Annotated in this window: 11 protein-coding genes; 7 read left to right on the plus strand and 4 right to left on the minus strand. The window is 46.2% G+C overall.

Annotation, left to right across the window (positions count from 1 at the left end):
• Positions 1-147 precede the first annotated feature (147 nt).
• Entirely contained in the window at positions 148-2,745 is a 2,598-nt protein-coding gene (acnB, locus tag SHAL_RS02455) for a bifunctional aconitate hydratase 2/2-methylisocitrate dehydratase (RefSeq protein WP_012275611.1), read from the plus strand.
• 131 nt (positions 2,746-2,876) lie between these two features.
• On the opposite strand, the gene SHAL_RS02460 is transcribed toward acnB, so the two are convergent.
• On the minus strand, positions 2,877-3,344 hold the full coding sequence (locus tag SHAL_RS02460; RefSeq protein WP_012275612.1) for an Rsd/AlgQ family anti-sigma factor: 468 nt from the start codon (positions 3,342-3,344) through the stop codon (positions 2,877-2,879).
• 531 nt (positions 3,345-3,875) lie between these two features.
• On the opposite strand from SHAL_RS02460, the gene hemE reads away from it, so the two are divergent.
• Positions 3,876-4,940, plus strand: coding sequence for a uroporphyrinogen decarboxylase (gene hemE / locus SHAL_RS02465; RefSeq protein ID WP_012275613.1), 1,065 nt, complete (start codon positions 3,876-3,878; stop codon positions 4,938-4,940).
• A gap of 336 nt (positions 4,941-5,276) precedes the next feature.
• A complete protein-coding gene (locus tag SHAL_RS02470) occupies positions 5,277-7,844 on the plus strand; it encodes a putative bifunctional diguanylate cyclase/phosphodiesterase (RefSeq protein WP_012275614.1) in 2,568 nt (855 codons plus the stop codon).
• On the opposite strand, the gene SHAL_RS02475 is transcribed toward SHAL_RS02470, so the two are convergent.
• The 3 genes from SHAL_RS02475 to purH form a co-directional block, all read right to left on the minus strand.
• Positions 7,834-8,052, minus strand: a complete 219-nt coding sequence (locus tag SHAL_RS02475; RefSeq protein WP_012275615.1) for a hypothetical protein — start codon at positions 8,050-8,052, stop codon at positions 7,834-7,836. The two genes, SHAL_RS02470 and SHAL_RS02475, sit on opposite strands and share 11 nt — an antisense overlap.
• Before the next feature lie 367 nt (positions 8,053-8,419).
• On the minus strand, positions 8,420-9,721 hold the full coding sequence (purD, locus tag SHAL_RS02480) for a phosphoribosylamine--glycine ligase (protein ID WP_012275616.1): 1,302 nt from the start codon (positions 9,719-9,721) through the stop codon (positions 8,420-8,422).
• A 197-nt stretch (positions 9,722-9,918) separates the two neighbouring features.
• Positions 9,919-11,508 carry a bifunctional phosphoribosylaminoimidazolecarboxamide formyltransferase/IMP cyclohydrolase gene (purH, locus tag SHAL_RS02485; RefSeq protein WP_012275617.1) on the minus strand — a complete coding sequence of 530 codons (1,590 nt, stop codon included), beginning with the start codon at positions 11,506-11,508 and terminating at the stop codon, positions 9,919-9,921.
• A gap of 347 nt (positions 11,509-11,855) precedes the next feature.
• Between purH and zntR the strand changes: the two genes are divergently transcribed.
• From zntR to fdnG, 4 genes are all read left to right on the plus strand, one after another.
• Complete coding sequence (gene zntR, locus SHAL_RS02490) at positions 11,856-12,371, plus strand: Zn(2+)-responsive transcriptional regulator (protein ID WP_012275618.1); 516 nt, start codon at positions 11,856-11,858, stop codon at positions 12,369-12,371.
• Between the two features lie 2 nt (positions 12,372-12,373).
• Positions 12,374-13,723, plus strand: a complete 1,350-nt coding sequence (locus tag SHAL_RS02495) for an SO_0444 family Cu/Zn efflux transporter (RefSeq protein ID WP_012275619.1) — start codon at positions 12,374-12,376, stop codon at positions 13,721-13,723.
• A 174-nt stretch (positions 13,724-13,897) separates the two neighbouring features.
• Entirely contained in the window at positions 13,898-14,566 is a 669-nt protein-coding gene (locus SHAL_RS02500) for a thiol:disulfide interchange protein DsbA/DsbL (RefSeq protein WP_012275620.1), read from the plus strand.
• 720 nt (positions 14,567-15,286) lie between these two features.
• Positions 15,287-18,304 (plus strand): formate dehydrogenase-N subunit alpha, encoded by a 3,018-nt coding sequence (fdnG, locus tag SHAL_RS02510; protein ID WP_150102048.1) that lies wholly within the window; start codon positions 15,287-15,289, stop codon positions 18,302-18,304.
• Position 18,305: the final 1 nt, after the last annotated feature.

Consider the following 18,305-nt stretch of genomic DNA (forward strand, 5'->3'; position numbering starts at 1 on the left):
TTTTACCGAAATGTGATCGGATTCATACTTTTGTAAAGCTGTAGTATAATGGCGCTCGAAATAAGGGGCGAGCCTGCCGAGCTGTCAGTTTCAGTTTGAAGACGAGTAGTTTCGCTGTTAGAACGCCAAACAAAGAGGAAGGTTGCCGTGCTAGAAGCATATCGTAAACACGTCGCAGAACGTGCTTCAGAGGGCGTAGTCCCTAAGCCATTAGATGCCCAACAAGTGGCACAGCTAGTCGAATTGGTAAAGAATCCACCAGCAGGTGAAGAAGCATTTATTCTCGATCTACTTGAAAACCGTATCCCACCGGGTGTAGATGAAGCCGCATACGTTAAAGCGGGTTTCTTAGATGCTGTCGCAAAATGCGAAATAGCATCTCCTATCTTATCGTCTCAGCGCGCAGTTGAGCTGCTTGGCACGATGCAAGGTGGTTATAACATCGAGCCGCTAATTGCTCAGTTAGATAATGATGCGCAAGCCCCACTTGCCGTTAAAGCATTGTCACATACACTTTTGATGTTTGACTCTTTCCACGATGTAGTGGACAAAATGCAAGCGGGTAACGACTACGCTAAGCAAGTCGTCCATGCTTGGGCTGATGCTAAATGGTTCCTATCTCGCCCCAAGCTTGCCGAGAAAATCTCTCTGACCGTATTTAAAGTATCGGGTGAAACCAACACCGATGACTTGTCTCCAGCACCAGATGCATGGTCACGCCCTGATATTCCATTGCATGCACTCGCGATGCTTAAGAATGCTCGGGACGGCATTGTGCCTGATGAAGCTGGCGTAGTGGGCCCAATCAAAGAGATTGAATCACTAAAGACTAAAGGCTTCCCACTGGTTTATGTCGGTGATGTTGTGGGTACCGGTTCTTCACGTAAATCTGCAACCAACTCCGTGCTGTGGTTCATGGGAGATGATATCCCGAATGTACCTAATAAGCGCGCTGGTGGTTTCTGTTTAGGTGGCAAGATTGCCCCAATCTTCTTCAACACCATGGAAGATGCAGGTGCACTACCGATTGAGCTAGATGTTAGCAAGATGGAGATGGGCGATGTTATCGACATCTATCCATATGAAGGCATCGTTAAGCGTCATGGCACTGATGAAGTGATTTCACAGTTCTCTCTAAAGACAGATGTGTTGATGGATGAAGTGCGTGCGGGTGGCCGTATTCCATTGATTATCGGTCGTGGCCTAACCGATCGTGCTCGTGAAACGCTAAACCTTGAAGCATCAACTGAGTTTGTTCGTCCAAAGGATGTGGCAGACACGGGTAAGGGCTTCACCCTTGCGCAGAAGATGGTGGGTAAGGCATGTGGCGTTACCGGTATTCGCCCTGGCCAATATTGTGAACCTAAGATGACCTCTGTTGGCTCTCAAGATACTACCGGTCCTATGACGCGTGATGAGCTTAAAGATTTAGCTTGTCTTGGTTTTAGTGCCGATTTGACCATGCAGTCTTTCTGTCACACAGCGGCTTATCCAAAGCCAGTTGACGTGAACACGCACCACACACTGCCAGATTTCATCATGAATCGCGGTGGTGTTTCACTACGTCCTGGTGACGGTGTTATTCACTCTTGGTTAAACCGCATGCTACTGCCTGATACCGTGGGTACGGGTGGTGACTCTCATACGCGCTTCCCAATCGGTATCTCGTTCCCTGCAGGTTCTGGCCTTGTGGCGTTTGCTGCTGCAACAGGTGTCATGCCTCTTGATATGCCTGAATCAATCTTGGTTCGCTTTAAGGGTGAGATGCAGCCTGGTATTACATTACGTGACTTGGTACATGCGATTCCACATAAAGCCATTGAGATGGGACTGCTAACCGTTGAGAAGAAGGGTAAGATCAATGCCTTCTCGGGTCGCGTTCTAGAGATCGAAGGTCTTGAGCAGCTTAAAGTTGAGCAGGCATTTGAACTTTCAGATGCATCGGCTGAGCGTAGTGCGGCGGGCTGTACTATTAAGCTAGATAAAGAACCGATTATTGAATACCTAAACTCAAACATCGTCATGCTTAAGTGGATGATTAGCGAGGGGTATGGCGATCGTCGCACCATCGAACGTCGTATTACAGCGATGCAAGAGTGGTTAGCAACCCCAGAGCTAATGGAGGCGGACAGCGATGCTGAGTATGCTGAAGTTATCGAAATCGATTTGAACGAAATCAAAGAGCCTATTCTTTGTGCGCCAAATGATCCAGATGATGCCATCTTACTGTCTTCAGTGGTTAATACTAAGATCGACGAAGTATTCGTAGGTTCTTGTATGACCAACATCGGTCACTTCCGCGCGACGGGTAAGATGCTAGATAAGTTTGCATCGACGCTGCCAACACGTCTGTGGATCGCTCCACCGACCAAGATGGATCGCGATCAGCTTACTGAGGAAGGCTACTACGCCATCTTCGGACGCGTGGGCGCTCGAATTGAGATCCCGGGTTGTTCATTGTGTATGGGTAACCAAGCACGTGTTGCCGAAGGTGCGACTGTAGTTTCAACATCTACACGTAACTTCCCGAACCGTCTAGGTACAGGTGCTAACGTATACTTAGCCTCGGCAGAGCTCGCGTCCGTCGCTGCGCTACTGGGTCGTCTACCATCACCTGATGAATATCAGACATACGCGAAAGAGTTAGATGCGACTGCAGCCGACACTTACCGTTACCTGAGCTTCGATAAGATAGCATCGTACACGGCAAAAGCTGACGAAGTGATTTTCCAAACGGCGGTTTAAGCCTGATTGATACACTGAAGTTGATGCTCTGAAATAGAAAAACTAAAAAGGCCTGCTAATTAGCAGGCCTTTTTGTTAATTCATTTTAAATTTTTGCGAGGACCTAGGACCTTCTATAGCGCCTAGAAGCTTTAAGAATGCTTCGCGTGCAACACTTCTAGCAGTTTATCCTCAAGTTCAAAACGTGTTTCCATTGCGTGACCAAGAGATGACAGATCTTTATCTAAATGAAATAGTACTTGCTCATCTTCGGCTTCGGTATATTTGTCGTTGAAGTCGAGTGCAGTATCTGTGGTTTCGCTAATTTGCGGGACTAATTGCTGTGCGAGTTCTTGACTTGAAGAGCCATTCTTTTCACAGGCTGTGACGACTTGATCGTAAATTTCAAAATGGCCTTCTGACACATAATCCATTAATTGGTCACAAAACTGTTTTACGGAAGCAAAGGCGGGCAGTGACTTATCAGTTACCTCATACGGCGGGATCCCTGCAATCTGGCAATAGTTAATAAGCAGGTTGCGCCGATTATTTAACCATTGATCTATAAGAGTATTTGAGCCGCCCCATTTTTGTTCGGCTTTCTCTAGGTTTCTTAGCATGATCTTCCCCGTTAAAAATCCATCTCTGTATCTCTAATGTAGGGGAAAAATGTGGTTTTGATCAACCATTTTTGATCGATTTATGAGGAAATACTAAATGGACATACCAGCGAAAGGGATGTAAACGAAACGTTATAAAATAAAATGCCCAGCGATAGAAATCTATCGCTGGGCGAGTAAAGTTTGTAGCGGGCTCGATGTGACGAGCTTCTTGATTGTTCTTGCTAGCGCAGACTTTTTATACCAAAGCTAGCACCTTGGTGCAACTTTTTTCTTCCACATTGCGAGTCATACAGCTTAGGTTAAGCCAAGTTGTGAATCTATTTCACGTTTTCAATTAAAGCTGTGAACTATGATTTGTAGCCTGAAAATTTTACTGCTTAATCGGTTAATAATGTTAACTACCTCAGAGTTGGCGGAATTTGTCGCGTTATCTGTCACATTATTTTACGGATTCAGGTTACTTTATTAACGTAAATGCTAAACTACTGCCCCAAGCGGATATCACTATAAGTTTAGGAATCAAGCCAAATGGCAGAATTAAAGAATGATCGTTATTTACGTGCGTTATTAAAACAGCCTGTCGACAGAACTCCTGTCTGGATGATGCGTCAAGCAGGTCGTTATCTTCCAGAATATAAAGCCACCCGCGCAGAAGCTGGCGACTTCATGTCTCTTTGTAAGAACCAAGATTTAGCCTGTGAAGTGACTCTTCAGCCACTACGTCGCTATGATTTAGACGCAGCAATCCTGTTCTCTGATATTCTTACAGTGCCAGATGCAATGGGCTTAGGCCTGTACTTCGAAACTGGTGAAGGCCCACGTTTTGAACGTCCTACAGACACCATCGATTCAATCAAAAAGCTTTGCATCCCAGATCCAGAAGATGAGCTTGGCTACGTAATGCGTGCTGTAAGCACTATTCGTCGTGAGCTTAAAGGTGAAGTACCATTAATTGGTTTCTCTGGTTCACCTTGGACACTAGCGACTTACATGGTTGAAGGCGGTTCTAGTAAGGCGTTTGAAAAGATTAAGAAGATGGCTTACGAAGAGCCAGCAACTTTGCATATGCTGCTTGATAAGCTAGCAGACTCTGTGACGCTATACCTGAATGCTCAGGTTGCTAACGGTGCACAATCTCTTATGATCTTCGATTCATGGGGTGGTGCGCTTTCTCACCACGCATACCGTGAATTCTCACTACGTTACATGCAGAAAATCGTTGATGGCCTAACTCGCCATGCAGACGGTCGCCAAGTACCAGTGACTCTGTTCACTAAAGGTGGCGGACTATGGCTTGAGTCTATGGCTGAAACTGGCTGTGACGCACTAGGTCTAGACTGGACTGTTGATATCGGTGATGCACGTCGCCGTGTTGGTCATAAAGTTGCCCTACAAGGTAACATGGACCCATCAGTACTTTACGGTACACCAGAGCGCATTCATCAAGAAGTGGATCAAATCCTGTCTTCTTATGGTGAAGGTACTGGCCATGTATTTAACTTGGGCCACGGTATTCACCAGCACGTTGATCCTGAGCGCGCGGGCTCGTTTATCAACTCAGTACATGAGCTATCGGCTAAGTACCACAAGTAATCAACTAGCATAAACGCTAAGCGATTAAATAAAGGCTCAGTTTACTGGGCCTTTATTGTTTCTGTGGTTTAGCAAAGTCGTTTCAGCTGGATACCGCTTGGGTATCACAAAGCGCTAAACTCTCGCTAAGCGTTCAAATCTTTAGAAGCATCATTTTTGGCGATTCAGCATGGTCGATGATGAGATCCAATAAAGATAATGAGTTTGTTGATGTTTTTATCAACGCCTGTGCACATACTAGGTATTATCTGCTGCCGAAATGGGGTACTTTGCTAACGCAAACCAAGTTATAGCCAGAGTTACTGGCGGGTTTTGAATTAGAGAAGTTGACCTCAGATGCAAATTGGTAAGAAAGCTGTCTTAGTGATATTTGGGATCTGTATCCCCCTCCTAGTTGCTGCCAGCTTTATAGCAATAAGCTGGCTACATAGCGAAGTTGACGCTATACGTAGCTATGTCATAGAAAAAGAGCTCGAGAGTATTCAGTCAAGAATAGACCGAGATCTCGAACGTTTTCAGCTTCAGCTGGAGACTTCATCGCTTCATCCTCAATCGGGTGTACCCATCTCATTATTACCAGAAATAACCGTGTTTGGCAGCACACAAGTTCAGCAAGTTATTGACGGTAAATTTCAGCCCATTGATAAATCAAAGCCAATGGAGCCAATGTTACCCACGGCGCTGCTTGCGAGCAAACAGACTAAGTCTGGGGTGTATTTTGACAGCAGGCAAGCCGTAGGTTATGTCATCGGCATACAAGCAGAGAGCGACATTAGGCCTGAGCGTTTAGTGCTAATTAGTCGGCTCACCGATAACTATCTTGCGACATTAGGTCTCGCTGACTTTGCCACCAAGATTGAGATTGAAGCAGGAAGTGCCAAGCATGGGGGGGGGTTACGGGGTAATACCGTCATCGCTCAATTGAATGTTCCTGCTCTTTTAAATCAAGAGCAGGCGCATCTATCTATTACCTTCTCGAATCAATTCTTTTCGGGGATGACAAGGCTGTACAGCGCACAGACGTTCGGGCTATTGGGGCTTGTTTCTGTATTACTGCTATTGGTATTTTTCTGGCTTAGATCCGCCGTGATTAGGCCTTTAAACCAGCTTTCAGAACAAGTTTTGAGTCTAGAACCCAACTCAAAAGACCGACAATATATTAAGAGTGCTGGTGATAATGAGTTAAGCCAAGTTACTAAGAATATTAATCAGCTACTAGAGAGGCACTATCGACAAGAGAAGCTCTCTCAAGTCACTTTAGAGTCTATTACTGACATGGTTATTTTGACTGACATTCATTATAACGTCAGTTATATCAACCCGTATGCAGAGCACCTACTAAAACTCAGCAATGAGCAAGCACAGGGTAAGAAGCTTCATGAGCTATTACCGGGTAATCAAAGTTTAAACAATAAGATTACCACCTTTATGCAAAGTTCATCGCTTAGTATTGATTCGATACGCTTGCGCCTAAATATCGATAGCCCCAAGTTAATGAGTGGCACCTTCGGTCACTTTTGTAACCATTCAGGGGACATTATTGGTGCGGTGCTGGTATTGAAAGACACGACTCAAGAAGTCTTATTAAAGCAGCAACTACAGCGACAAGCGTATTTAGATCCCGTTACAGGTCTGCTTAACAGGGCGGCTTTTGAAGAGCGGCTTGTTGGTTATGCTCAATCATCTCAGTTTATAGCGGTAGTTTATTTCGATCTGGAGCAATTCAAATTAATCAATGATTCTTGTGGCCACAATGCAGGTGACAAGATGCTTAGTAAAGTGGCTAAGGCGATTGAATCTAGTTTATCGAGCAATATGCTCTTGGGGCGCATAGGGGGAGATGAGTTTGGCTTGATTATTAAAGACAGCTCTGCCCTTGCTGTTGCAAAGTTGATTAAGAAGATTATTGCCAGTGTGGGTTGCCAATCGATCGAGCATAACGACACCAGCTATCGTGTTGGCTTGAGTGCCGGGGTGGCCTTGGCGCGCTTTAATCAACAAACTGATGCTCTAGAGCTACTAAAAGATGCCGATATCGCCTGTCTTGCTGCAAAGCGTAAGGGCAGCAATCAAGTGCACTTCTATGATAGTCGCGATAAAGACCTAAGCTATCAACGTAATGCGCCTAAATGGGCGGTTAGAATTGTACAGGCGATTGAGCATAATGAACTCATTCTCTACTATCAAAAGATAAAGTGTCTTTCTTCTCATAGCCATAGGCAGCGTCTTGAAATATTACTCAGGATCCAAGATGCGGGGGGAAGAATTCTACCCCCTGCACAATTTATTGCTGCTGCGGAACGCTTTAAGTTGATTGTTGAAGTAGATAAAGAGGTCATCAGAAAGACCTTCTTGTGGCTGTCTTTAAATGAGCAGGTTTGGAGTGATCATTGTCTATCAATTAACTTGTCAGGTAATAGCCTTGGGGCAGAAGGTATGATTGACTTTATTTTGCTACAGCAAAAGCGTTTTGGGATCCCGAGTAGTTGCGTTTGCTTCGAGATCACTGAAACGAGTGCGATTCAAAACCACAGTCGCGCGTTGAAGATGATTGCAGATCTACGTCGGCGAGGCTTTGCTTTTGCCCTAGATGATTTTGGTAGTGGTTTTGCTTCATACGGCTATCTTAAAGAGATGCCTGTCGATTATGTCAAGATTGACGGCTGCTTCGTTAAAAACTTAGCCAGTAATGCCAAAGACTATGCCATCGTTAAATCAGTCAACGATGTTTGCCGCGTGATGGGGATAGAAACCGTTGCAGAGTTTGTGGAAAACCAAGAGATTATTGATAGACTCGAAGTCATAGGAGTTAATTATGCTCAAGGATACGGTATAGGCCGACCTCAAGCATTAGACTCCTATCAAAGTGAAACCGTCTCTGAACAAGTTATGGCTACTTATTGAGATGCTTAACAATCGCCTCAGTCGCTTCGGCTTTGGTTGCTTTCTCTGCACTGGCCTCAATGTGAGCCGTAGCGTTGTGGCCAGTCATATTTTCTGCAATATGCAGCCAGTCTGGGTGCCAGTAAAAAGATGACCCTGAAAGAGTGTCCCAGTTGTGAACGCCAGATGTTTCACCTTGATAGATAAGATCGCCAATGGAATATTTCATAGTTAACCCCTGATGTTTAAGTTTAATTCTTTGAAATCTTGTAGCGTAAATCACTCACTTCGCACTTTATGAGTTCAATTGCTGATCTATTTAGAATGCGCCTTCGAATAATGAGTTTGTGTTACCTATGTCACAAAACTGTTGATTGCTTGATGGTAACGATAGATTGTCGGCAAGAGTCAGAGAAGCTGAGAGTCATTACAGGCATAAAAAAGCCCTGTGCTAACAGGGCTCATAATCGGAGTTAGCTGTAAGGTTAGTTAACCTTCGCCATTTTCACGAGCAATCGCGCGGTATGCAATGTCGGTGCGGAAAATGTCGGTTCTGTTAAGTTATAACAGCCATCATCCCAATAGTTTTTAGTTAGTTAACCTTCGCCATTTTCACGAGCTATTGCGCGGTATGCAATGTCGGTGCGGAAGTAGGCATCATCCCAATGGACAGCATCCACTAAAGCGTAAGCTGATTGCTGTGCTTCAGTCACTGTATTACCCAGTGCTGTCGCACATAATACGCGGCCGCCATTAGTCACCACGAGTCCCTCTTTCATACAGGTTCCCGCATGGAACACTTTTGCATGATTGTTACCTAAAGTCAGGCCTTCAATTACATCATGCTTACGGTATGCATCAGGATATCCGCCAGCGGCTAACACAACGCCGACGGCCGCACGGTCATCAAACTCCGCAGTGACTTGGTCAAGCTCGCCGCGAGTCGAGGCTAAGCAAAGCTCAACGATGTCTGATTGTAGGCGCATCATAATCGGCTGCGTCTCAGGGTCACCAAAGCGACAGTTGTACTCAAGCACTTTAGCGCTGCCATCAGGTGAAATCATCAGGCCTGCGTATAGGAAACCTGTGTAGACGTTGCCTTCAGCTGCCATGCCATCAACGGTTGGGCGAATAACGTGCTCGATAGTCCAGTCGTGAACCGCTTGGGTCACAACGGGGGCTGGTGAGTATGCGCCCATGCCGCCAGTGTTGGGACCATGATCGCCGTTATCGCGCGCTTTATGATCTTGGCTGGTGGCCATAGCAAGAATGTTCTTACCATCCACCATCACGATAAAGCTGGCTTCTTCACCTCTGAGGAACTCCTCGATAACCACGCGAGAACCCGCTTCACCGAACTTGTTACCTGCCAGCATATCTTCGATAGCGGCATCGGCTTCAACTTGGTCTGCTGCGATGATCACGCCTTTACCTGCCGCTAGGCCATCGGCCTTAATCACGATAGGGAAACCCGTTAAGCCAGTAACTTGAGTCACATAGGCTTTAGCGGGAGCTATCTCGGTAAAGTTTGAGTAAGCCGCAGTAGGGATATTGTGACGCGCTAAGAAGTCTTTGGTGAAAGCTTTAGACGATTCTAGCTGCGCGGCGCCTTTGGTTGGGCCAAAGATAGGTAGGCCAGCTTCGTTAAAAGCATCAACCACACCCAGTGCCAACGGCACTTCTGGGCCAACTATGGTGATCGCGACTTTTTGCTCTGTCGCAAACGCCACCAATGCCGAGATCTCTTCAACATTAATCGCTACGTTTTCAAGCTTTGGCTCTAATGCCGTACCAGCGTTGCCCGGAGCAACAAAGACGGTTTCAACTTGTGTCGATTGCGCCGCTTTCCATGCCAATGCATGTTCACGACCGCCGCCACCTATAATCAATACTCTCATTTTTTAATCCTTAATCGCTTCTTCATCGGTCCTTGAACGGCATCAAACATACTCATGTATTGGCATACACTCCGTGTGTTTTCTTTGCTCAATAACCGATGACTTTGCGCTAAACGTTAAAAATCAATTTTTAGAAGCTTGAGGCAAAATTCCTAGGACCTAGAACCTAGAACCTAGAACCTAAAGCTTCATACAAATTAATGACGGAAGTGACGCATACCGGTAAATACCATTGCCATGCCGTGCTCATCTGCTGCTGCGATGATCTCTTCATCGCGGATAGAGCCGCCTGGCTGGATGATGCAGCTGATGCCAGCTTCTGCTGCAGCGTCGATACCATCACGGAATGGGAAGAACGCGTCTGACGCCATCACAGAGTCTTGTACTTCTAGCCCTTCGTCAGCCGCTTTAATGCCGGCAACTTTAGCGCTATAAACTCGGCTCATTTGACCTGCGCCAACACCGATAGTCATGCTGTTTTTGGCGTAGACAATCGCGTTTGATTTAACAAACTTAGCCACTTTCCAGCAGAACATCAGATCTTTCATTTCGCTTGCCGTTGGCTGACGCTTAGAAACCACCTTAACATCATCGATTCCAACCATGCCCTGGTCACGGTCTTGCAGGAGCAGGCCGCCATTAACGCGCTTATAGTCTAAGCTGGTGGTCTTGCTTGCCCACTGTCCGCACTCGAGTACACGTACGTTGGCTTTAGCGGCAATAACGTCACGTGCCGCTTGGCTGACTTTAGGGGCAATGATCACTTCAACAAATTGACGTTCAACGATTGCGCTTGCGGTTGCTGCATCTAATTCGCCGTTAAAGGCGATGATGCCACCAAAGGCTGAGGTTGGGTCAGTCTGGAATGCACGGTTGTAGGCTTCAAGTAGATTTTCACCAATCGCCACGCCACATGGATTAGCGTGCTTAACGATTACACAAGCTGGCTCGTCGAACTCTTTTACGCACTCAAGTGCAGAGTCGGTATCGGCGATGTTGTTATAAGAAAGCGCCTTACCTTGTAACTGAACTGCGGTAGCAACAGAGGCTTCATCAAGATGAGTGTCAACATAGAAAGCGGCGGTTTGATGGCTGTTTTCGCCATAGCGCAAGTCTTGCTTCTTCACTAACTGCGTGTTGTAAGTACGTGGGAACTTAGAGTCTTCATGGCACTCATCTTTGCTGTGTGCTGGCACTTTAGTACCGAAGTAGTTAGCAATCATGCCATCGTATGCTGCTGTGTGCTCAAACGCGGCAATCGCTAAGTCAAAGCGAGTCTCAAGCGTGGTGCTACCTTGGTTCGCTTGCATCTCGGCAATCACGCGACCGTAGTCGTTAGCGTTAACAATGATGGTAGTGTCTTTGTGGTTTTTAGCGGTAGAGCGAACCATCGTTGGGCCACCGATATCGATGTTCTCGATAGCGTCGGCAAGAGTACAACCCTCAGCTGCTACAGTTGCTGCGAACGGATACAAGTTAACCGCCACCAAGTCGATCGGCTTGATGTTGTTTTGTTCCATTACGATTTCGTCGATACCACGACGCGCTAAAATACCGCCATGCACTTTAGGGTGCAGGGTTTTAACGCGGCCATCCATGATCTCTGGGTGACCAGTATAATCTGATACTTCAATGACTGGCACGCCATTATCAGCCAGCAGGCGTGCGGTGCCACCAGTAGAAAGTAGCTCAACACCTTGAGCATGCAGCGCTTGTGCAAACTCTAGGATTCCGGTTTTATCTGAAACGCTTAACAGCGCGCGACGAATAGGTCTGGCATTATTCATTGTAGGTACAGGGTCCAGTAGTTATTTTTAAGGATCTTTCGGAAAACAGAACAGTCTCATCCTCTTTAACGGCTAATACTGCTTTCCAAAAGTCCCTCAAGTTTTTACTCTCCCGTCACGGCGCGCGTATTTTAACGTAAATTTCTACGTGGCGGTGTTTTTTTCTGCGCGATTTCACAATACGTTCAGCAGAACAAGCTTTCTTGTTTATTTAAGCGCAGAATAACCCTTGACCTTGGATACAACTCCAAGGTTTATACTTTAGAAATTCAAGCGAGTAAATCAGACCAATTTGAAGATTTACTCTCTGATGTCGATATTAAATTCAAGGTTGATTTGGAGCTGGCATGTATCGAATAGGTGAGCTTGCACAACAGTGTGAAGTGAAGACCGATACCTTAAGGTTTTATGAAAAGCATGGCTTGTTGTCGCCATCGTCTCGTACCGATTCCGGTTACCGGATCTATACCGAGGCCGATGCCCAGCGTTTACGCTTTATTTTGCGTGCTAAAGCGGTGGGTTTTACCTTAGCGGAGATCACTGAGCTGCTGTCTATTGAGCTAGATAGGTCTAATTGGGCCTGCGCCGATGTGAAGGGCTTAGTCGATGTTAAACTTGCTAATGTTGAAGCGAAAATTGCCGAGCTAAACCATTTTCAATTGTCACTGCAGCGCCTATCTCAGGCCTGTTGTGGTGGTCCTGAAAGCGCAGAGCACTGTTCGATTCTTGAAGCATTGGAGTCGAATACCGACAGCATCCGCTGTGAAAATGACAAGCATCGTCACGGTGAGCAAGAGTTCACTAAGACCTGCAGTGATAAATCGATAGCTAAATCGATAACGAAGAAAACACACGAGAAGTAGTTATGTTATTTGAAAACTTTATTGAGCTGTTTCTAGAGTCCGCGCCTTGGTTGTTACTGGGCTTAGTATTAGCAGGCATGTTGAAAATGTTCGTGCCAATGGTCTGGATGCAAAAGCAGCTAGGCGGTCACGGTTTTAAAACCACGGTTAAGGCTGCGATACTTGGCGCACCTTTACCCCTGTGTTCTTGTGGGGTTATTCCTGCGGCAGTGGGCTTGCGTCGTAGCGGTGCATCGAAAGCCGCGACAACTTCATTTTTAGTGTCTACGCCTGAAACTGGTGTGGATTCGGTGACAGTTTCATATGTACTTCTCGGTCCATTTATGGCGATAGTGAGACCGATTGCGGCGGTGATCAGTGCCATCGTAGCGGGCTTATTGGTTGGTCGTGATGACGATGATGGAAAGCCTGTTGTTAGTGAGCAGGCTAAGGCAGGAGCCGCCCCAAAATCTGAGTCTGCCGCATCTTGCTGTAGCAGTAAAAAATCAGCGCCAAAAGTGGAGCCCGTTGCCTCATGTTGTAGCAATAACAAGGGCGAGGCTAAAGTGGAGCCAGTAGCTTCATGTTGTAGTAGCAAAAAAGTTGAGTATAAAGCAGAGAAAGCATCGTGCTGCTCAAGTAAAAAAGCACCAGCTGTTGAGGCCGTAGTTGCTGAAAAGTCATCCTGTTGTAGCAGTAAAAAAGCCGAGTCTTCCAGCCATGTACATGGTCAGGCTGACACTGAAGCGGAAGGCTGCTGCGAGTCCACCAGAGATATCGCCACAGAATTAAAGGGCACCTCTGTTATTAGCCGAATTGGTAAAGGTTTACATTATGCGGCGACCGATCTTGTGCGTGATACCACCATTTGGTTGTTGATAGGTCTATTCTTCGCTGCACTGGTACAAACTTACGTACCGGCTGACTTTATGGCGAAGTGGGGTGATGGCATACTCGCCATGCTAGTGATGGTGCTTATCTCTGTGCCTATGTATATCTGTGCGACGGCATCAACGCCTATCGCGGCAGGCCTGCTATTAGCGGGTGTATCTCCTGGTGCGGTATTGGTATTTATGCTGGCAGGTCCAGCAACGAACATTGCAACGCTTGGCGTGGTGACTAAAGAGCTCGGTAAGCGTGCGCTCTATGGCTATTTGGGCGGTGTATTAGGCGTGGCATTAGTGTCAGGCATATTGGTTAACTACTTAGTGGATACTTTTGGTTTTGTGGTGATGCCACAAATTGGTGAGCAGCATGAGTTATTACCGGCTGGCATCGTTTACACCTCTGGTGTGATACTTGCGATACTAATGGCTAAAGTCTTCTTGGATAAGCTTCCTAAAAACTGGTGGCGCCGAGATTGCTGTTCATAAATAGAATTATACTGATTGGTATTAAACAACCTTTGCAGGGAGTTGTTTGGTAAGGTAAAAGGCACTCATTTGAGTGCCTTTTTGTTTTTGGGCTAATATGTGATGAGTGCTGGTGATGAGTCTAACTGGCAATAGCCAGCTATATAGTCAATCACGCGAACAAAAGGACCTGTCATGAAAAAACGCTTAGTTAGTCTGTTTCTCACCTTCGCTATGATAGCTTGTTCCGAGCCGTCTAAACTGGACGTCGACGGCAACCTTGTTGAAGGTTTTGTCGAAGGCGTGCATTACCGCACTTTAGCAACACCGATCCCTGCTAGTAATGATGATATTTCGGTAACCGAGTTTTTCTGGTACGGCTGTCCCCATTGTCAGCTTTTTGAAAAACCACTACACGATTGGGAGAAAACCATGGCTGATGGCGTCACCTTAGTGCAGTCGCCAGCGGTGTGGAGTGAGGCCATGAAGCTACATGCCAAAGTGTTTTTCATTGTGCAGCAGATGGAAAATATGCAGCAGGTGCACGCCGCGCTTTTTGAAGAAATAGTTGGCCTTCGGGAAGTGAGAGACCTAAATGAACAGCAAGCAAAGCTTGGCGTATTCTTAAGTGGTTATGGCTTAACGCAGCAGAAGTTTAACGAGAAACTCAATTCGGCAGATATCATCTCTAAGCTTAAGCAAGCGATACAGCTGATGTCATCGGCTGAGATCAATGGCACGCCAACCATCTTAGTCAATGGCCGCTATATCGTGCTGAATGACTCGGCTAGTTCGGCCAAGCAGGTGATGGATATCGCCAGCTATTTAGTTGAACTGGAAAAAGCTAGGCTCGCCAATCCCTAATACTAACCAAACTCTTGGCTCATAAATTAAGCCATTCTGGTTGAAAAATCACCACCAACCAAGTTGGAAAATTCAGAAATAGCATGGTTAGTTGAACAGCGGTTTAAATTTACTCAACGGCAAATCACTCTATTTTTAGGCCTGACAGATCATTGCGTTCATAATGCAATGGTTTTAGGTGTGCCATATTGTCTAAGCTTGACCCGCTAACTGCTAACATAAAGATAGCCTGAGCCTGTTATTAAAAAGCGGTTATCGCGCAACCTGCCTAATTATCTTTTGCTAGACCTGCTCTCATGCCCCCTTATGTAGATCGCTATCTGTTTCCTCTTAAATCTATTTAACATCTAATTCGCATTGCTGTTGAGACATACTGTCCATTGGTGGTGCGTCATTGTGTCTCTTTGGTGTCAATTATGGTTTCGCCGGATTTGCTCTGGTTTTAAGTGTTCTTTTAGCGTGCTTATGGTTGATTGTTTTTCATGGTGTCATTATTTTGGTGTTTTATTTTGTTGTGATTTTAGTGTGATCCACGTCGTGTGTTATAAATTGTTCGTATAGCTGACTTTAGGGATAATCCTCTCGCGTTAATTAACCTTTGTTTAGCTTGCGGGTAAGTAGCACAAGTTGGACTAAAAGTGGATTAACGGAAAAACCAAAACTACATGCCGAGATGAGTTAGTCGGTCAGAGTAGAAAATACTAATTGTGTGAGGGTGATATGGACAGACGACAGTTTTTTAAACTGTGTGCCTGCGGAGCGACCACATCGGCAATATCAGCGCTGGGACTAATGCCCGGCACTGCGATGGCGGCGCCTCGTGAGTACAAGTTGTTGAGAGCAAAAGAGACCCGCAATAACTGCTGTTATTGTTCAGTGGGTTGTGGCTTGCTGATGTACAGCAATGGCAGTAACGGCAAAAATGCCGAACAAGCAATTTTCCACATTGAAGGCGACGCTGACCATCCGGTTAACCGCGGCGCATTATGCCCTAAAGGTGCAGGATTGGTGGACTATGTAAATAGCCCTAATCGTAACCATTTCCCTGAAGTGCGTGAGGCTGGTTCTAACGAGTGGAAACGCATTAGCTGGAATGAAGCATTTGGTCGTATCGCGCGTTTAATGAAAGATGACCGCGATGCAAACCTAATTGAAAAGAACAGTGACGGTACCACAGTAAACCGTTGGTTGAGCACAGGCATGATGACCTCGTCTGCACAGCCAAACGAGGGTGGTTTTATCACTCATAAGTTTGCTCGTTCTCTTGGCCTAGTGGCCATCGACACTATTGCGCGTAACTGACACTCCCCAACGGTAGCAAGTCTTGCTCCAACATTTGGGCGCGGTGCCATGACCAACCACTGGATCGATATTAAGAACGCAAATGTCGTGGTGATCATGGGCGGTAATGCCGCCGAAGCACATCCTGTCGGTTTCGGCTGGGTTACAGAAGCAATGGAACACAATAACGCCAAATTGGTGGTTGTTGATCCACGTTTTAACCGCAGTGCTGCATTAGCTGACTGTTATGCTCCACTTCGTAGTGGTACTGATATCGCATTCCTTTTAGGTCTATGTCGATACCTTATTGAGACTAAACAAATTAACTACGACTATGTCAAAGCGTATACCAACGCTAGTTACATAGTGCGCGATGATTACGAATTCAATGAAGGTCTATTTAGTGGTTTTGATGATAAGAGCCGCACTTACGACAAAGAAACCTGGTACTACGAATTAGATGAAGATGGCTACGCTAAAGTCGATGACACTTATGAGCACCAACGTTGTGTGTGGAACTTATTAAAGCATCATGTCGATCGCTATGACTTTGAAACGGTTAGTAATATTACCGGTACGCCCGTTGAAGATTATGAGAAAGTTTGTGCGCTTATTGGTAGCACTCACGTTCATAATAAAGCGGCGACATTCTTGTACGCACTAGGATGGACTCACCATACCAAAGGCGCACAGAACATCCGTTCTATGGCGTTGGTACAGTTGCTGCTGGGTAATATCGGCGTGTTGGGTGGCGGTGTAAACGCACTTCGTGGTCACTCAAACGTACAGGGCGCAACCGATATGGGACTGCTATGCCAGAACCTGCCGGGCTATTTGAAGCTGCCAAATGATAACGATACAGACTTAGCCACATACCTTGAAAACTATACGCCTAAAGCGTTGCGTCCAGGCCAAACTAACTATTGGTCTAACTATCCTAAGTTCTTTATCTCACAGATGAAGAGTTTCTGGGGCGAGAATGCAACCGCGGCGAATAACTTTGGTTATGACTGGTTACCTAAGTGGGACTTGCAGTACGACTATACAAAACATATCGACATGATGTACCACGGTCAGGTTAACGGCTACTTTGTGCAAGGGGTTAACGCGATTAACTCTATGCCAAACCGTAATAAAACCTTGGCTGCATTGTGCAAGCTTAAGTACTTAGTGGTGATGGATCCGTTAGCGACTGAAACTTCGGTGTTCTGGAAAAAAGCTGGCGAATACAACAATGTTGACCCAAGCGATATTCAGACTCAAGTGTTCCGCTTACCTACGACGTTATTTGCCGAAGAAGAAGGCTGTATCGTTAACTCGGGTCGCTGGATGCAGTGGCATTGGAAGGGCGCGAATCCACCGGGCGAATCTAAGCCAGATGCTGAGATCCTATCGGGGATCATGATGCAGCTGCGTGAGCTTTATAAAGCCGAAGGTGGGGTATTACCTGAGCCGATTGATGCGGTGAAATGGGACTACCATAATCCACATACACCACATGGCGAAGAAGTGGCAAAAGAGCTTAACGGTATCGATCTTAAAACAGGTAAGCAGCTAGATAGCTTTAGCCAGTTAAAAGATGACGGTAGTACTTCATGTGGTTGCTGGATCTACTCGGGTAGTTGGACTGAGCAGGGCAACATGATGGCCCGCCGTGATAACTCTGATACCTCAGGTAAGGGTATTACACCGGGTTGGGCATTCTCGTGGCCAGCAAACCGCCGCGTACTCTATAACCGTGCATCTTGTGATGTTAACGGTAAGCCATGGGATCCAAGTCGCGTCATCGTTGAATGGACCAATGGTAAGTGGCATGGCATCGATGTGGGTGACTTCAATATGAAGTTATCGCCAAAAGAGTCGGCGCATCCGTTCATCATGCAGCCTGAGGGTGTGGGCCGATTCTTCGCGCTAAAAATGTTAGCTGAAGGACCATTCCCTGAACATTACGAGCCAATGGAGACGCCTATCGGCACCAACCCATTGCACCCGAACGTGATCAGTAACCCTGCGGTTCGCATGCTACCTGGCGTGGCCGAAACGCTTGGTTCACATAATGAGTTCCCTTATGTGTGTACCACTTACTCATTAACAGAGCACTTTAACTTCTGGACGATTCACTGTCGTTTAGCGGCTATCTCTATGCCTGAAACTTTTGTTGAGCTGGATGAAATTCTGGCAGCGGCGAAGGGTATTAACAATGGTGATTGGGTCAAGGTTAGCTCTAAGCGTGGTAGCTTGATGACCAAGGCTTTGGTGACTAAGCGTCTACAACCACTCAAGGTTAACGGGCAGATGGTGCATACGGTTGGCTTGCCACGTCATGGTGGCTATAACGGTCTAACTCGTAGAAGTTCTAGCTGTAACGTACTGACCACTGAAGTGGGTGATGCTAATACTCAAGCACCTGAATATAAAGCGTTCCTAGTGGATATTACTAAGGCTGAGGGAGTGTAAT

Source organism: Shewanella halifaxensis HAW-EB4 (assembly GCF_000019185.1).
Classification (GTDB): domain Bacteria; phylum Pseudomonadota; class Gammaproteobacteria; order Enterobacterales; family Shewanellaceae; genus Shewanella; species Shewanella halifaxensis.

Coding starts and splice junctions, on each gene's coding strand:
- zntR (WP_012275618.1), top strand. CDS start 11,856: ATGTATCGAATAGGTGAGCTTGCACAACAGTGTGAAGTGAAGACCGAT.
- purH (WP_012275617.1), bottom strand. CDS start 11,508: ATGAATAATGCCAGACCTATTCGTCGCGCGCTGTTAAGCGTTTCAGAT.
- hemE (WP_012275613.1), top strand. CDS start 3,876: ATGGCAGAATTAAAGAATGATCGTTATTTACGTGCGTTATTAAAACAG.
- purD (WP_012275616.1), bottom strand. CDS start 9,721: ATGAGAGTATTGATTATAGGTGGCGGCGGTCGTGAACATGCATTGGCA.
- SHAL_RS02495 (WP_012275619.1), top strand. CDS start 12,374: ATGTTATTTGAAAACTTTATTGAGCTGTTTCTAGAGTCCGCGCCTTGG.
- SHAL_RS02500 (WP_012275620.1), top strand. CDS start 13,898: ATGAAAAAACGCTTAGTTAGTCTGTTTCTCACCTTCGCTATGATAGCT.
- SHAL_RS02460 (WP_012275612.1), bottom strand. CDS start 3,344: ATGCTAAGAAACCTAGAGAAAGCCGAACAAAAATGGGGCGGCTCAAAT.
- SHAL_RS02475 (WP_012275615.1), bottom strand. CDS start 8,052: ATGAAATATTCCATTGGCGATCTTATCTATCAAGGTGAAACATCTGGC.
- SHAL_RS02470 (WP_012275614.1), top strand. CDS start 5,277: ATGCAAATTGGTAAGAAAGCTGTCTTAGTGATATTTGGGATCTGTATC.